A 16,938-nucleotide genomic window follows, 5' to 3' on the forward strand; every position below is an offset into this window, starting at 1 on the left:
AATCATCTAAAGCGGTAATAATAGGCGTTACAGAAATCTTATGTTAATCATGAATGCCTTTTATATCACCACGCATTACAGGAAATCCTTGATTCATCCAACCAAATATTCCTTCATAAAGCACCGCGGTTCTGGTGTAACCTAATTTAGCTAATTTTTTAATGGTATAGTCCGCAGCGGCACGAGGACATGAGCAATATGCAACTATTTGCACGTCTTTAGGAATACCTGCGACGGTGTTGTTGATGTCCGTGTCTGTGTAATATGGAAAGGGAATCGAGCCTTCAATATGAGCATTTTGCCAAACAGAAGTCACTCGCGTATCAATTAACACCATTCTCTGTTTCGCTAATAAAGCCTTGTGTAAGACATCTGAAGTAATATATTTTCCTTCTGTCAGGGTGAACTGAGGATCTTCACCCGTTGGATTAATCACATATTCTTCTGGTTTAGGTAAGGCTTTTAAAATAGTTTTTTCATCTTTCCAGCCTAGTGCTTTACTACGTAAAAATGCAGTTATGTTATCAATAGTTTCAGCAGGCAACTTATCTTTATAGGCTATCATAGGCGTATCTTGTCGCCCGTTTCTGATCGCATGACGAATAAACTCATCCGTATTATGCGCTAGTGCAGATTGGTTTCCCAACGCGGGAGCGGTAACTCCTTCACCGTTAACACCATGGCAAGTTGTACAGTTTTCAAGATAGGCTTGTTCACCTTTTTTAATATCACCGGTCACAGGATTAGTAGAAAATTTTAGACGTTCGACTCCCGCTTGCTCAAATAACCAATAGGTAAGATCCCAGGTTTCGTCTAATGTCATTGGTCCACCTACTTCATCAAGATAGCCGCCCATTGCGGTGCCTTTTCTACCGTAAGACATAGGTCTTAATATTTGATGAGCAACGCCTGATTCCATTAGGCTTTTACTGCGTAACGATGGAGCATGATCATTAACATGACCTTGTCTATCTTCACCATGACACAAGGCGCAATATTTTTGATAATTATCAGCGGCAACTTTTGCTTGTTCTTCTGTTAGTTTTCTTGGCGGAGGCAATGTTTCACCATTATGTTGAAACGCGGTTACAGTAGGTGTAACGATGAGTAAAGCAGTGCAGAATAATAAGGTTATTTTGTGATTCATAATTAAAATTATTTGGTTTTTATGATTATCATTCTAGGTTACAAAGTATTCTGTGTCTAAGCAAATAGACAAGGGCAGGTGATAAATTTAGTAACAAAGAATGTGAATAGCATCATTTGAGGAAAGCTGAAGAAAAAGTCCTTAACAGGTTTTCAAGATTAAGGACTCGCTTATAGATAGAAAAAAAGTGAATCGACTACTCTTAAAAAGGTGACGGATATTGTTTTAGTATGTCACCAATATCATTTATTACTTCATCGGATAGAGGGGTTTTAAATGCATGAATGTTTTCTTTTAGTTGCGGCATACTTGTCGCGCCGATAATGGTGGATGTTACGCCATTTACTTGGTCGACCCAAGCTAATGCTAATGACGCTGGCGAGATATTATGTTGTTTGGCTAAATCGACAAACGCTTGTACGGTTTTATGTGAATTTGGTGTATCTCTAAACAAGCCATTGCGTTGAATAAAAGTCCAACGACTACCTTCTGGAATATTGCCATTGAGATATTTTCCGGTAAGTAAACCAGTGGCTAAAGGCGACCAAGGTAAATAGGCAATATCTTCATGAACACAATTTTCAATCAGATATGGCCAATCTTTGGTATGTAATAAGCTAAACTCATTTTGAATTGAAACTAAACGCGGCAAATTATGTTGTTCACTCAAACGTAAATACTGATTTATTCCCCATGGTGTATCATCTGATAACCCCCAGTGACGAATTTTACCTGCCGTTATGCAATTTGATAGCCCTTGTAAAATATCAAGCATTTTTTCGGTTTGTTGTTCAGCGTTAAAGCTCGTGTAATCAATGTTGTTAGGCCAGTGATTGCCAAAGTGGGGTGAGGTGTAGTTTGGCCAATGTAATTGATATAAATCGATATAATCAGTTTGTAAACGCTTTAATGAAGCATCAACCGCTTCTGTGATAGTTTTACTACTGATTTCACTATTATCACGTATATAAGAAAAACCAGGACCGGCAATTTTAGATGCGAGGACGATTTCTTTTCGACGAGAAGGGTTAGCTTTTAGCCAATTGCCAATAATAGTTTCGGTTTTTCCATAAGTTTCTTTTGAAGGAGGTACTGCGTATAACTCAGCGGTATCTATAAAGTTTATTCCTTGAGTTTGCGCATAGTCGAGTTGTTCATTAGCATCTTGTTGATTATTTTGTAAGCCCCACGTCATACTACCTAAACAAATTCGTGATACTTCTAATGGACTACTGCCTAACCGGACATATTGCATGCTATTTCCTTCTGTGATTGCTTTAGTTTGAAACTTACTGGTGAAGTCGATGAGAACTTTGTCCAGAGTAATGAAAATTAGCGGGAAAAAACAGAAAATTTAACGATAAAATGGCGATTGTTTATAATAAAACGTTTACTTATTCGAATATTCACTATATTATCTCACTGTTATTTAATCTCCTCTCGTTTATCTAACTATTCACCAAATAAACAAATATCTGGTGAATCGTGTTTTGTCTTTCCCTTTCACAGTTAGCAATCACCTTTAATAAGTTTAATTATTGTCAACGAATTGAGACAAGGTCTCTGTGTAGTTAATTTGTGCTTTAAAGCTCAAAGTTTTGCAAGTCAGTAATATAACTTTTGATTTTACGCGCTAACGCGCATTTTATAGAGTTTTATTATGTCATATACATATAATAAAGAAGTGTATTCAATCACTTCACCAGTGCAATCTATTTCGGTTAATAAACGAAATGTGGTTGTCACTGACAAAATTGGATCTAAATTATTTACGTTTAACAATGTAGGAGAGTCAAAACGTTTTTTGACTTGGTTATATCAATCGTAACAACATCTTAGATGCTATCTTTTACTGTTTAACTTCAGTAGAAAAAGGATGATACTTAGCTGTCATCCTTTTTCGTTTTAAACTTGGCTAAAGTTACATTCTTCAATTTAATATGATTGCTTGTGTTTTTGATACACCTTCACGCCATTCACCCACGTAGAATGCACTTGATTTCGCCAGAGTTTTGTCTCATTAATCGTAAAGTAATTATCTGATACTAAAATAAAATCTGCTTTTTTACCTGCCGATAAACTGCCAATTATTTTTTCTTGATGGCCTGCATAGGCTGCGTCAATGGTAAAGGTTTTTAATGCCTCAACACGAGTCATTTTTTCTTCAGGATACCAACCCTTTTTTGGCGAATCTTGTTTATCTTGTCGAGTTACCGACGCATGTAAACCAAAGAATGGGTTAGCCGACTCGACAGGGAAATCGGAGCCAGCGGCAATAACGGTATTGGCATTTAAAAGTTTACGCCAAGCATAAGCCCCTAAAATACGATCTTCCCCAATGCGATCAACCGCCATGTTTTTATCACTGGTGGCATGTGTTGCTTGCATTGAGGCGATAATGCCTAACTCATTGAAACGCGGAATATCTTTTAAACGTAGTATTTGTGCATGTTCTACACGATGACGAAGTGCTTTACTGTTATTTTTTTTGATAGCGGTTTGATAAAGATCTAGCACTATTTTGTTGGCATTATCACCAATAGCATGCGTGTTTACTTGAAAACCAGCTTGCATTGCATGGTTAATATATTTAGTTAATGATGGGGTATCATGTAGTAAAAGTCCTTTATGCCCCGCATGATCTGAATAATCCTCAATCATTGCCGCGCCACGACTGCCCAAGGCACCATCTGCTTGAATTTTAACACTATTAAAATTAAGCATGTCATCCGCTGAACGAAACGTACCTTTGTCTAAGGTTTTTTGCCAGTTTTTAGTAGGTAAATACAACATGGCGTTAATGCGAATAGGCATTTTACCTTCGTCGCTAAGTTGTTGAAACGCGGTAAGTGTTTCGCTATCAATTCCTGCATCATGGACACTGGTTAGCCCTAAACTTGCTAATGATTGCATCGCTTTAAGCAAGATGCTTTTTTGTTGTGTAATCGTCAATGGAGCGATATTCTTCTCTATTAACGCCATCGCATTATCAATAAACACGCCTGTTGGCTCGCCATTTTCATCTTTGATAATACTACCACCTTCTGGGGATTTTGTTTGACGAGTAATACCGGCTAACGCCATGGCTTTACTGTTTGCCCATCCAGCATGACCATCAACTCGTCTTAACCACACAGGTTTATCAGGAAATGCCGTATTTAAAGATTCTTTAGTGGGAAATGATTTCACATTCCATTGCACTTGATTCCAACCTCGCCCAGTAACCCAGGTTTGGTTCGGGTTTTCTTGGGCATATTTCAAGGTGCGTTGAACAGCTGCTTGTTCTGAACGTGTGCCGACAAGGTCTGCTGTCATTAAACTTTGACCGTAATTAAGGACATGACCATGAGCGTCTATTAAGCCAGGGAGCAATGTTGCGCCGTTTCCATTGATAATTTTCCAGTCAGGCTGACTGACAATTTTATCGTCTTTTCTATAAAGTTTATCGATTTTGTCATCGGTGAAGCTTATCGCTGAGAACTCTTGTAAGTTTTCACCTTGTAATGTGTAGCCTTGTACATTTTGAATAAGAGTCGTTTGGGCAAATAACGAGGCAGAGCTAAGAGTAATAATAAGTGTGGTAAGTAATTTATGAGAATTTTTCATTGGCTTATGCTTTTTTTTTATTATGTGTCTTAATCATAGCATGAACAAATAAATGCAAAAGGATTTACTGGTTAACTTGAGCTAAACATATTAGATCTTTGACTTAATATAGTAACAAGACGTTATTAATAAATAATAACGTCTTTGCTTTTTACTCATATTTCAATGAATTAGAGTGTTAAATTGTTCTTGTCGCTGTTGCAGGCGGGATCATAGCGGCGCGTCTGGCAGGGTAAAGAACAGCTAACTGGCCGACCACAAATAATGCGATCACGCCGAATAACACGAGTTCGACACTGATCGGCGATAAGTTAAAGGTTTTCACAAGCCAGTAATTAAGTGCGACAGCGCCGATGGAACCAATAACAACTCCAACAGTAGAAATTAATAAGTTTTCCATCATAAAGTAACGCATGATCTGCCATTGAGTAGCACCAAGCGCTCGTCGGGTACCAATTTGTTTGGTTCGTCTGTTAATACTAAAAATAGCGAGTCCGACAATCCCAAAACCGGTAATTAAGGTTAATGTGATGATAACCGTCATCAGTATTTTATTCGTGGCATTATGTCGTTGATAACTTCTTTGTCGTGTTTCTTCAACGGTACTCACTCTGCGAATAATGCGTTCTTTATTACTTTCTGCTAACAGCTTTTCGATGATTGGCATCATTTCATCCCGTCGACCAGGTTCTGTTCTTATAAAGTAACGACTGTTTTTTGAGTCCATATGAAAGGGGACTAACATGCTACGTTCAACACCACTCCAACCATTCCAAGGCGCTTGTAAGGCTTTCATCACGCCAATTATTTGCATAGGCTGTGTTTGTGAAATGTAGAATGTTTTGCCAATGGCTGACCGCCAGTTATCTGGGTAGAGTTGTTCAGCAAATGCTTGGGTGATAATGGTTTTAGGTGGCCATTTGGTTGAGCCGCTTTCTCGCCATTGAATATCTTGTGCCGTAAAGTTTTGCCCGGCAATTAACTCAACGCCAAGGCTATTAATGCCATGTTCGTCCACCATATATAAAGCACTGCCAATAGTATCTTTATCGTCTCCAGGTTCATGCTGTAACGACATCGACCAGCCACCACCACTTAAAGGGATCGCATTGATTTGAATCGCATCAACAATGCCTGGTGTGTTACGAATGGCATGTAAATCAGTTTGTAGGTTTACTTGTTTATTATAATTATCACCAAAAATGGTATTGGTTAAATAAAATGTATTTGCTTCATCAAGGCCACTTGCCCGAGACATTTGTTGGTTTCTATCTTGTATCATAAAGATAGCATTGACCATAATTGCCAAAGTTAAGGCGATTTGCAGGGCGATAAGCAATGCGCCAATTTTGTTACGCATTAATGCGCGAAAGATTAATCCTGTTTCTAACATTTTGACATTCCTCGCATTATTGACATTTTAATTGATGAGCAGGTTGCACTTTACACGCCCGCCATGTTGGATAAATGCCTGCAATTAACGTGGCAAGCAAGGATAAAGTTACGGCTAATACCATCATGTTGAGATCTAACGTTGCTAAGCCTTGCATATATTCCCCGTATAAAGCTTCTATGCCTTGTAATCCAAGGTAAGCGAGAAATAAGCCGAGTAAGCCTCCGGCTAATCCTATGCAGGCAGATTCAATCATATATTGATAAAACAAGGTCGATTTACTGGCACCTAGTGCTTGTCTAAGTCCAATTTCTGGTGCTTTTCCTAGAAATTTAGCGAGCAATAAGCCAACGGTATTTAATAAGCAGACAATTAAAAACATCAGTGCCATAGCTAACATCATTTTGGCATCATCAGCGACCACCTCTTGTACTTCTAACCATTCTGTGACGGTATTTAAACGATTATCAAGCGGGCGTTCAAAGCGTCCATATTGTTTTTGTTCTTCAACATAAGCATTTAAAAAAGTCATGTATGATTGTTTTTCTTGTGGGGTTTTTAATTCAACCCAAAATTGAGTCCAAATACATTCAGAATTTAAAAAGGCTTGGAAACCATCTCCTGATGGTTTCCAACAATTGGTATTGCCAGAACGGCCAATTTTTTCTTCGGCGATTAAACTGAAAGGAACAAAGATATCTTCAGATTCGTTAAAAGCTCCGGTAGTGATATCATAAAAACGAGGCTTAGGTTGCCAATGATCTATAACGCCGACAATGCTAAACATATTGCCATCGATTTTTATCGATTGACCAACCGAGTTTTCGCCACCAAAAAGTTTATCATTGGTTTCTTTGTTTAGTACCACGACTTGTTCTTTATTCTCATCAGCACTTGCTGACCAAGCACCGCCGTAGATAAACGGCACATCAAACATGGCAAAAAAGTCAGTTGAATTTGCTCGGCCATCGACAATGAGCGGTAAGATATCAGGATCTGACGGTTCAATTACCGCAAAAGCTTGTGCTTGAACATTTTGACGGAAAGCTTTTTTCGCTTTCATCAAATTTGTCGAATCAGTATAGGTCATTTGATCCGGTGGGTTTTGCCCCTCATCAAACGGATCGTTTACATCCCAACTGTCTAATTGTACGTAATAGAGTTGTTCGCTTTTGTGAGGGATAGGGTTGGCCGACATCAAGTAATTAACTGTGATGGTGGTCATAGTGGCTCCAATTCCTAAACCTATCGCACAAACCATTAGTAAGCTTAAGCCCCAATGACGTAGTATGCTGATCCAAGCAATTTTTATATAATAGTTAAACATGTCAATTCCTTAATTATTGCGTCATCGGTTAAGCAATTGCTTGTTTACTAACAATTTCTAACTCACTTACTCGGCCATCTTTCACTTGTATCGTTCTTGAGGCTCGCTGGGCAAGTTCAGCGTCATGCGTTACCATGATAATAGTTGTGCCTTGTTTGTTAATCTCTTCAAGTAAACTCATCACGCCTTGTGCCATTTCAGAATCTAAATTTCCGGTAGGCTCATCGGCAAGTAAAAAACGTGGATCAGTAGCAAGTGCGCGTGCAATAGCGACACGTTGCTGCTGTCCACCAGAGAGTTGGCTAGGTAAATGTTTCATTCTAGAAGAAAGGCCGACACGTTCTAAATTTGCTTCTATTCGTGCTTTTCTTTCTTTGGCATTAAAGCCTCTATAACGCAGAGGTACATCGACATTGTCAAAAAGATTGAGATCGGGGATTAAATTAAAGCTTTGAAAAACAAACCCTATTTTTTCATTCCGCATTTTTGAACGGCCGTTGTCATTCAGGCTACCGACATCTTTACCATCTAAAGTAAATTCACCATCTGTAAAGGTTTCTAATAAACCGGCAATATTTAAAAAAGTGGTTTTTCCTGAGCCAGAAGGGCCCGTTACACTAATGAAATCGCCTTCGTTTACCGTTAAATTAAAATCTCTTAATGCATGGGTTTGAATGTCGGCAGTTTGAAATATTTTATTGATATTTTTCATGACTAACATAGTTTGTTCCTTTACTTGCGTGTAATTATTGCCAGTTTTACTGGTTTATTTATCTGGTGGTTGATTTATCTGGTGGTTGATTAGTTATTGAGTAACACTTGTTCTGCTGAATTAAACATATCAGTACCTGAAATAATAATTTGTTGTCCTTCATTCAAACCGCTTAACACTTCTACATGGCTTAAACTTCTAGCACCAAGTGTGATTGGGGTTTTTCGTGCTAAACCATCATTAACGATATAAGCAAATCTGCCCCCTGAACTTTCGAGAAATTGTCCTCGTTGCACTTGCAGTACATTACTTTTTTGTTCAAGGATTATTTGCGTGTTTAATCGTTGGTTTTGACGTAGTTTTGCAGGAGTTTCACCAGAAAAGCGTACTCGCCCAGTAACCTGATTATTCAGTATTTCGGGGGAAATTGTTACTAGACGAGCACTGAACTGGCGTTGTTCAAATTGCACATCTACGTCCATGCCAATGGCTAAGTCATCGGCATAACTTTCTGGTATTTCAATTTCTACTTCTAAATTACTTAAATCTACTACGGTTAGAATTGATTGATTTTTACTTAAAAATGTTTTGTTGTCGGCGTTAAGGTTACCGACTATACCATTAACAGGAGAGCGAATTGTGAGGCCATCAACTTGACGTTTTAATTCTTTTACTAATAATTTTTGGCGACGAATTTCGAGCGATAACGACTTACTATCAAAGTCTAAACTTTCAATATTTAGAGCAGCGTCTTGTTCAGCATGACGATGTTGTAACTTAGCGTTTTCTAATTCGTCTTGCGCTTTTTCAAAATCTATCTGGCTTATGGCATTTTTTTCATAACCTTGATCAGCACGTCGCTTTTCTCGATTGGCGGAGATTAATCGGACGTTAGCTAAATCAACCGCTTTTTGATCTTGTAAGCGTTGTTTTTTTGATTGAATTTGTTGACGTTCAAAACTTGATTCTAGCCCTTCAAGCGTGGCTTGTTGTTGAAAAAGTTGGCTGGTTAATTCTGGACTATCTAGGGTGGCTAATGCTTGGCCTTCTTTTACTTCATGGCCCGCTTCTATTAATAATGTAACAGTCCCATCAGCCGGGCTATAAACAGTTGGACTTACAGCCGCAACTACTCGGCCTAATACTGAAATATCTCGTATGAAATCACCACGGGTGATGGTGGATAAACGTACTCTATCGATTGAAATAGATTCACTTGCTTGACTCCAACGAGTTGCCGCAGGAGCAACTTGCCAGATAATAAGTGTCAGGATGATCAATGAAGAAACTAAGGTTAGCCAAAACTTAGGCTTAGATTTTTTAACGGTGATCTGGATGTCCTGATCACTGGTATCTTTTATTTTCATGTCAATTCCCCCGAATAAGACATAACCATTGAAATAATGGTTGTTTGATAAGTAAGTCGTGTTAGCGGGGGAAAAGGTTTAAATTATTTTAAATAATGTTTCGATAATATTAAAATCGAATAGTTGAAATTTACATAAGTTTATACTTTACAATGAGTTAGTTTTGTTTGTTGTTTTATGTTTTTTTAAATTAATTAACATCAGTATAAATCCAATAATCCAAATAGGATATCGGCCATATTGGCTGTAAGGGGTTTGCCCAGAAACTAATTGAATATCTGCTTTTAAAACGGCTTGTTCAAATTGCGGAACTTGCTCGGTAATATTACCTAAATGATCCGTTACGGCAGTAACACCAGTATTTGTCGAGCGAAGCAAAGGGCGACCAAATTCTAAAGCTCGCATACGCGCAATTTCCATATGTTGATGTGGCCCATGAGAATTTCCAAACCAAGCATCATTACTGACGGTTAGTAGGATATCACTGTTATTTAAAAAGTTAGCAGCAAGTTGCTCAGGGAAGGCTATTTCAAAACAAATTAACGGTAATATATTTAAATCACTTGCCCGTAAATTGTTTTGCACATAACTGCCTCGACTAAACGATGATTGAGGTAAATTAAAAAGTGGTGCTATTGGTCTCAGTATATCGCTAAAGGGCACAAACTCACCAATAGGCAATAAATGGTTTTTATCATAACGGTTACTGTTTCCGTAATAATAGTCGCCATTTTCATCAGCCAGTTGTTTTTTTCCTAAGACAATCAAACTATTAAAATATTCTTTTGATTCAAAATTATAATTTAAGATGCCGGTGATTATCGTGGCATTATTCAAGGCCGCAGATTGGTTCGCCATATCAAGAAATTCTTGTGTGGTACTCATGGTTTCAATGGCGGGAATTGCCGACTCAGGCCAAATAATTAACTGAGCATCATAATTTAAACGTGCTAAATCTAAATATTTTAACATTGTCGGCCATTGTTGCTCGGGCTGCCACTTGATTGATTGCTCAATATTGCCTTGAATTAAGGCGGTTTTTATTGTTTTTCCTGTAAGTGTTACCCAAGTTTGTTGATGTGAAAATAACGTGATAAGACCAATTGAAATTAACACTATTCCTACTTGCTTAAGCTGTGTTTTCAATAGTAATTGGCTAAATGCGACACACAACATCAACAAGAAAAAAGTGATACCGACTTCACCAAAAATGGCCGCGAGAGGGGCTAACGGGCCACTAATTTGTCCATAACCTAATGATAACCAAGGAAAGCCTGTCAGAACAACACCGCGTAAATATTCTGTTAATAACCAGATACTTGGAAATAACCAAAGCGTTAACTTGTTGCTTATTGGCTGTTTTTTTGTGGTTAAACTCGTTATTTTAGCGGTTAAATAACCAGCAAGAGTTGGAAATAAGGCTAAATATAAACACAATAATAGCATTAAAAATAATGAAGCTATTAATGGCATTCCGCCAAATTCTGCAATCGAAACATGTACCCAACTGATGCCGCTTGCGAACCAGCCAAAGCCGAAAACAAAACTATGTTTTGTGAGAAGTCGAGTGACATTTACTTGTTTGTTTTTACAGAGTTTTTCTAAATGATTAAACCATAAAGTTAAACTAATAAAGCTTAACCACCAAAGTGAAAAGGGCGCATAAGAAAAGACTAAACTAAGACCAGCGATAAAACTTAACCAAAGCGTTTTATCGCCAATATTGCGCTTACCTTTGAGTAGGAATGATTTGAGCATATTCAAGCAGGATCACACTAAGCTAATCAATCGTTTTGCCATTGACTTGATGATCTTTTGGGATAGTAATTTGTAATACTTGAATACGTCTATTGTCTGCCGATGTGACTTTAAACTCAAAATTATTAATATTTAACGATTCTGACTTTTTAGGCATATGTCCAAATTGATGAAGGACTAAACCACCAATGGTATCGGCACCATTTTCGTCGAATTCACAGTTGAAGTATTCGTTAAAATCATCAATTTCAGTAAGTGCTTGAACTTGGTAAACATTACTCGCTAAGTGTTTGATATCTTCAATAATTTCATCGTCAGTTTCATCTTCAATTTCACCAACAATTAATTCTAAAATATCTTCAATGGTAACAACCCCTGAAACCCCGCCATACTCATCAACGACAATCGCCATATGATAACGCTGAGAGCGAAATTCTTTTAACAGTGGCTCTACTTTTTTACTTTCAGGTACGATAATCGCAGGGCGGATCACTTCATTAAACGTACAAGGTTGCTCATCTTCATTAAATGCGTAGGCGAGTAAATCTTTTGCTAGTAAAATACCTTCAATATGATCGATATCTTCATTTACCACCGGAAAACGCGAGTGGCCTGATTCAACAATAAGTGGAATTGCATCTTTAAGCGGGGTATTAATGTCTAACGTGACCATTTGCGAGCGTGGGATCATGATATCTCGTACACGCATATCAGAAACTTCTAATACTCCTTCGATCATCAGCTTAGTTTCTGGCTTGATGAGTTCTCGATCTTCTGCATCGTTTAGCACATCGAAAAGTTCATCTTTGTTTTTCGGCTCTCCGGTAAAAGCTTGTAATATTTTATTAAAAAAGTTTTTATTTGAAGAACCGTTGCTAGAGTGTGGGTTATCGTCGCTCATAGAGCTTATATTATTCCTATTATTTGTTAGTTGTTTAGTTTGTAATCAATTAAAGTATATTTCAAGTAGTTATTGTTAAAATTAAAAATAGTGTTAATTTAATTGATACGGATCATTAATATTTAATGCTGAAAGTAACTTTATTTCAAGAGCTTCCATTTCTTGAGCATCATTATCTTCTATATGGTCATAACCAAGTAAATGCAAGCAGCCATGAATGATCATATGTGCCCAATGATGCATTAACGGTTTATTTTGTTGCTTGGCTTCTTGTTCAACCACTTCGGCACAAATCACTAAATCACCTAATAGCGCTAATTCGATACCTTCAGGAACTTCAAAAGGAAAAGAAAGTACATTGGTTGGTTTGTCTTTATGGCGGTATTGTAAATTTAGTGATTGGCTTTCTTCCACCTCAACAATACGTACCGTTAATTCAAACGCTTTGTTATAAGATGATAATGCCGTATTAACCCATAATTGCACATCTTGATGACTCGGTAAATTTTCAGCAGTACACGCAATTTGAAGATCTAAGTCAATTGAAACCATTATTTTTCTGCATCTTGGTTAGCATCAATTACTTGCTGCTTAGCTAGCTGTTCTTGTTTTTTCTTTTCGGCTTTTATGCGATTCATTTTTTGATCATAAGCGTCATACGCTTCTACGATATGAGCAACAACAGGATGTCTGACAACATCTTTTGATTGGAAGAAGTTAAAACTAACGCCTGGGATATCTTCTAATACTTCAATGGCATGACGTAAGCCAGAGCGTTGTCCTCTAGGTAAATCTACTTGGGTAATATCACCTGTTATTACTGCTCTAGAATTAAAGCCAATGCGCGTTAGAAACATTTTCATTTGTTCTACTGTAGTATTTTGGCTTTCATCAAGAATGATAAAAGCATCATTAAGCGTACGACCACGCATGTATGCAAGTGGCGCAATTTCAATGACATTACGTTCAATTAATTTTTCTACTTTTTCAAAGCCAAGCATTTCAAATAATGCATCGTAAAGAGGACGTAGGTAAGGGTCGATCTTTTGTGTTAAATCACCAGGTAGAAAACCTAATTTTTCGCCCGCTTCTACCGCCGGACGAGTTAAAAGAATACGTCTAACTTCTTGTCTTTCTAAAGCTTCAACAGCACAAGCAACCGCTAAATAAGTTTTACCTGTGCCTGCAACACCAACACCAAAACTTATGTCATTGACTAAGACATTTTGTACATAAGCAGATTGGTTGTCGTTACGAGGTTTAATAACACCGCGTTTAGTTTTGATCGTCACCATTTTATTAAAGTCAGCATCGACTTTACTGGGTGCTTGCTCAAGTACATTGGCATCAACAATAGCTAGATGCACCATTTCATCGGTGATTGTTTTACTTTCACCTTTGACGGTTTCAGTTTCTAGATACAAATCTTTTAAAATTTTAGCAACCGCTTTAATTTGAGCTGGCGCACCAATAATTTTGAAATGATTGGTGCGATAACTAATTTCTACCCCTAAACGACGCTCGATGGTTTTTAAGTTATCGTCCATAGGGCCACAAAGATTCGCTTGTCTTGTATTGTCGATAGGCTCTAACGTTAAAATACTTTGCTTTTCTTTACTCAAAAGTTTGTTGTCCATTTTATTAGTAATCAAGCCACTAACGAGCACAAGTCGTGCTAGTTAGCGGCGAATAATATCAAAAGTTATGGTGTAAAAGTGCCTACACCTAACTCATCTACATTAGCTGGTTTCGCATTATGGTGACTGTTTGATAAGATATCAGCAGGAGAGTGAGCGATACGTAATCCCATTTCACTTTCTTGACGAACCAATTCACCGCGTAATGAATTGGCATAAACATCCGTGATTTTAACATCAACAAAACCACCAATTACGCTATGAGGCGCAACAAAATTTACGATACGATTATTTTCTGTTCGGCCACGTAATTCCATTGGATTTTTCTTAGAAGGACCTTCAACTAAAATACGTTGCTCCGTATTAAGCATTTGGCGCGCAATACGTAATGCTTGTGATGTGATGCGGTCTTGCAATATTTGTAAGCGCTGTTTTTTCGTGTCATCACTAATATCATCAACCATATCGGCTGCAGGTGTTCCTGGTCGTGCACTATAGATAAAGCTAAAGCTTAAATCAAAATCAACCGATTTAATTAAGTCCATTGTCGCTTCAAAATCTGCGTCGGTTTCGCCAGGGAATCCAACAATAAAGTCAGAAGACATACAAATATCAGGACGAGCTTTTTTAAGCTTTCTAATTTGCGATTTATATTCTAACGCCGTATGGCCACGTTTCATTTGAGTGAGAATTCTATCTGAACCACTTTGCACTGGTAAGTGTAAATGACTTACTAGCTCTGGCACATCTTTATATACTTCAATGATATCATCAGTAAATTCAACAGGATGAGAGGTTGTATAGCGGATGCGATCAATACCATCAATGGTAGCGATTAAACGAATTAATTCTGAAAAACGACATACTGAACCATCATGGGAATCACCACGATATGCATTAACATTTTGGCCAAGTAAATTTACTTCTCTTACGCCTTGTTCAGCTAATTGTGCAATTTCATACAACACATCATCTAATGGGCGACTGACTTCTTCTCCACGGGTATAAGGAACTACACAGAAGGTACAGTATTTACTACATCCTTCCATAATCGAAACAAATGCCGTCGCGCCTTCTGCTTTTGGCTCAGGTAAACGGTCAAATTTTTCAATTTCTGGGAAGCTAACATCTACCACAGGGTTGTGATCACCCGTCACTTGTTGGATCATTTCGGGTAAACGGTGCAAGGTTTGTGGACCAAAAACCATATCTACAAATGGTGCTCGTTGACGAATAGCATCGCCTTCTTGAGAAGCAACACAACCGCCTACACCAATGAGCAAATCAGGTTTGTTTATCTTTAAGTTTTTCCAACGACCTAATTGGTGGAATACTTTTTCTTGTGCTTTTTCACGAATAGAACAGGTATTTAGTAAAATCACATCAGCATCTTCAGCTTCTTCAGCTAATTCGTAGCCATGTGTGGAGTCTAATAATTCGGCCATTTTCTGCGAGTCATACTCGTTCATTTGGCAACCCCAGGTTTTAATATATAACTTTTTACTCATTTATTTATGCCTATTGTGTTCATGAAATTGGTTCTAGTTTTTGCTAGAGAATTTTAGGGGGCGTATTTTACTCTTTCTTTAATGTTGAGGCTAGTTATAACGGATGTAATTTGGTAAAAATAAAATAATTGTTGAAGAATTTTCATAGCGAAATATAAATTCAATTTATTACGGCACGGCATTAAATTTAATACTACTTACCTTTGAAGGCGATAAATAATTACAATTAAAGATATAACTATCGAATTCGTGACTTTGGTTAGATAGAATAGTTGAAAAACAATAGTAGAATGTTACTTCATGGATAAATTTGATTGTGTTGTTGTGGGCGGTGGCATGGTGGGCGCAGCGAGTGCTTTATCCATTGCTGAGCTAGGACTAAAGGTTGCCGTAATTGAAAAGTCAGCACCAACACCATTTCTTCAAAATCAGCCTTTTGATCTACGTGTTTCTGCCATTTCGTTATCATCTCAATTTTTATTAGAGCAATTAAATGCTTGGCAACAAATTAAACAATGGCGAGTGTGCCCGTATCGTCGATTAAGCGTATGGGAGTTAGAGTCTGCTTATACGGAGTTTTCTTCAGCAGAAATTAATGAACAACATCTTGGTCATATTGTCGAAAATCGTTTAATTCAATTGTCTTTATGGCAACAAATTAATGCCCATGAAAATATAGCATTGTATTGTCCAGAATCATTGTTTGGTTTTGAACAAAACGATGCGTATGTGAGCGTACAGTTATCGAGTCAAACTATCGAAACAAAACTATTGATCGCGGCTGATGGTGCTAACTCTCAGGTTAGACAACTTGCCAATATAGGTACAACTGGCTGGGATTATCAACAAGCTGCAATGTTAATTAATGTTGAAACTGAATTGAATCAGCAAGATATAACCTGGCAACATTTCCGTGAATCGGGACCTGTGGCGATGTTACCTATGCTAGGTCATCATGCTTCACTTGTTTGGTATCACGATAAAGAAGAAATTTCACGATTATCCAACTTATCAAATGAACAATTACAATCGGCTATTATCGAAGCCTTTCCGGCAAAACTTGGCAAAATTAACGTTATTGATAAAGCAAGTTTTCCGTTAACTCGACGACATGCTAATCAGTACCAAAATCAACGTGTTGTTTTGGTAGGTGATGCTGCTCATACCATTAATCCATTAGCAGGTCAGGGGGTAAACTTAGGTTTTAAAGATGTTAAAGCATTACAAGAACTACTTGCTAAAGCAATAGGAGAGGGTAAATGCTGGCATGACATTGATGTATTAGCGGGATATGAGAAAGCAAGAAGACGAGATAACTTATTAATGATGTCTGCGATGGACATGCTTTACAGTGGCTTTAGCCATCCTTCAAGTTTAATCAAAATACTCCGCAATACTGGGTTATTTATGGCCAATAAGTTACCAAGCTTAAAGAGTAAAGCTTTGGCTTATGCCTGTGGTATTTAGTTTTTGATGTATCTTTATTTGAAAACGCTATTATTTTTAAAAATAGAAAAATAGAAAAATAGAAAAATAGAAAAATAGAAAAATAGAAAAATAGAAAAATAGAAAAATAGAAAAA

At 37.5% G+C, this 16,938-nt stretch carries 14 protein-coding genes; 2 read left to right on the plus strand and 12 right to left on the minus strand.

Going from position 1 to position 16,938, the window contains the following annotated elements; translation table 11 throughout:
• Positions 1-43: 43 nt before the first annotated feature.
• A complete protein-coding gene (locus tag Q4493_RS17265) occupies positions 44-1,147 on the minus strand; it encodes a c-type cytochrome (protein WP_303455371.1) in 1,104 nt (367 codons plus the stop codon).
• Between the two features lie 202 nt (positions 1,148-1,349).
• Entirely contained in the window at positions 1,350-2,402 is a 1,053-nt protein-coding gene (locus tag Q4493_RS17270; RefSeq protein WP_303455373.1) for an aldo/keto reductase, read from the minus strand.
• 405 nt (positions 2,403-2,807) lie between these two features.
• On the opposite strand from Q4493_RS17270, the gene Q4493_RS17275 reads away from it, so the two are divergent.
• Positions 2,808-2,975, plus strand: a complete 168-nt coding sequence (locus tag Q4493_RS17275) for a hypothetical protein (protein ID WP_303455375.1) — start codon at positions 2,808-2,810, stop codon at positions 2,973-2,975.
• A 107-nt stretch (positions 2,976-3,082) separates the two neighbouring features.
• Here the strand turns inward: Q4493_RS17275 and Q4493_RS17280 are convergent, their stop codons facing one another.
• The 10 genes from Q4493_RS17280 to miaB form a co-directional block, all read right to left on the minus strand.
• Positions 3,083-4,753 carry an amidohydrolase gene (locus Q4493_RS17280; protein ID WP_303455377.1) on the minus strand — a complete coding sequence of 557 codons (1,671 nt, stop codon included), beginning with the start codon at positions 4,751-4,753 and terminating at the stop codon, positions 3,083-3,085.
• Between the two features lie 178 nt (positions 4,754-4,931).
• A complete protein-coding gene (locus tag Q4493_RS17285) occupies positions 4,932-6,146 on the minus strand; it encodes an ABC transporter permease (protein WP_303455381.1) in 1,215 nt (404 codons plus the stop codon).
• 16 nt (positions 6,147-6,162) lie between these two features.
• Positions 6,163-7,473, minus strand: coding sequence for an ABC transporter permease (locus Q4493_RS17290; RefSeq protein WP_303455384.1), 1,311 nt, complete (start codon positions 7,471-7,473; stop codon positions 6,163-6,165).
• A 28-nt stretch (positions 7,474-7,501) separates the two neighbouring features.
• Positions 7,502-8,194 carry an ABC transporter ATP-binding protein gene (locus Q4493_RS17295; RefSeq protein ID WP_303455386.1) on the minus strand — a complete coding sequence of 231 codons (693 nt, stop codon included), beginning with the start codon at positions 8,192-8,194 and terminating at the stop codon, positions 7,502-7,504.
• An 80-nt stretch (positions 8,195-8,274) separates the two neighbouring features.
• On the minus strand, positions 8,275-9,552 hold the full coding sequence (locus tag Q4493_RS17300; RefSeq protein WP_303455389.1) for an efflux RND transporter periplasmic adaptor subunit: 1,278 nt from the start codon (positions 9,550-9,552) through the stop codon (positions 8,275-8,277).
• A gap of 147 nt (positions 9,553-9,699) precedes the next feature.
• The gene (gene lnt, locus Q4493_RS17305) at positions 9,700-11,310 is read right to left on the minus strand and encodes an apolipoprotein N-acyltransferase (RefSeq protein WP_303455392.1); all 1,611 of its coding nucleotides are present in this window, start codon (positions 11,308-11,310) and stop codon (positions 9,700-9,702) included.
• A gap of 22 nt (positions 11,311-11,332) precedes the next feature.
• Positions 11,333-12,211, minus strand: a complete 879-nt coding sequence (locus Q4493_RS17310) for an HlyC/CorC family transporter (protein WP_303455395.1) — start codon at positions 12,209-12,211, stop codon at positions 11,333-11,335.
• A gap of 93 nt (positions 12,212-12,304) precedes the next feature.
• Complete coding sequence (ybeY, locus tag Q4493_RS17315; RefSeq protein ID WP_303455397.1) at positions 12,305-12,763, minus strand: rRNA maturation RNase YbeY; 459 nt, start codon at positions 12,761-12,763, stop codon at positions 12,305-12,307.
• Positions 12,763-13,848, minus strand: coding sequence for a PhoH family protein (locus Q4493_RS17320; RefSeq protein ID WP_303455400.1), 1,086 nt, complete (start codon positions 13,846-13,848; stop codon positions 12,763-12,765). Before Q4493_RS17320 ends, ybeY begins: the two co-directional genes overlap by 1 nt.
• 65 nt (positions 13,849-13,913) lie before the next feature.
• Positions 13,914-15,356 carry a tRNA (N6-isopentenyl adenosine(37)-C2)-methylthiotransferase MiaB gene (gene miaB / locus Q4493_RS17325; protein ID WP_303455402.1) on the minus strand — a complete coding sequence of 481 codons (1,443 nt, stop codon included), beginning with the start codon at positions 15,354-15,356 and terminating at the stop codon, positions 13,914-13,916.
• Between the two features lie 300 nt (positions 15,357-15,656).
• Between miaB and Q4493_RS17330 the strand changes: the two genes are divergently transcribed.
• The gene (locus tag Q4493_RS17330) at positions 15,657-16,823 is read left to right on the plus strand and encodes an FAD-dependent oxidoreductase (RefSeq protein WP_303455405.1); all 1,167 of its coding nucleotides are present in this window, start codon (positions 15,657-15,659) and stop codon (positions 16,821-16,823) included.
• The last annotated feature ends 115 nt before the right edge of the window (positions 16,824-16,938 follow it).

Source organism: Colwellia sp. 1_MG-2023, from assembly GCF_030546755.1.
Lineage (GTDB): Bacteria > Pseudomonadota > Gammaproteobacteria > Enterobacterales > Alteromonadaceae > Thalassotalea_H.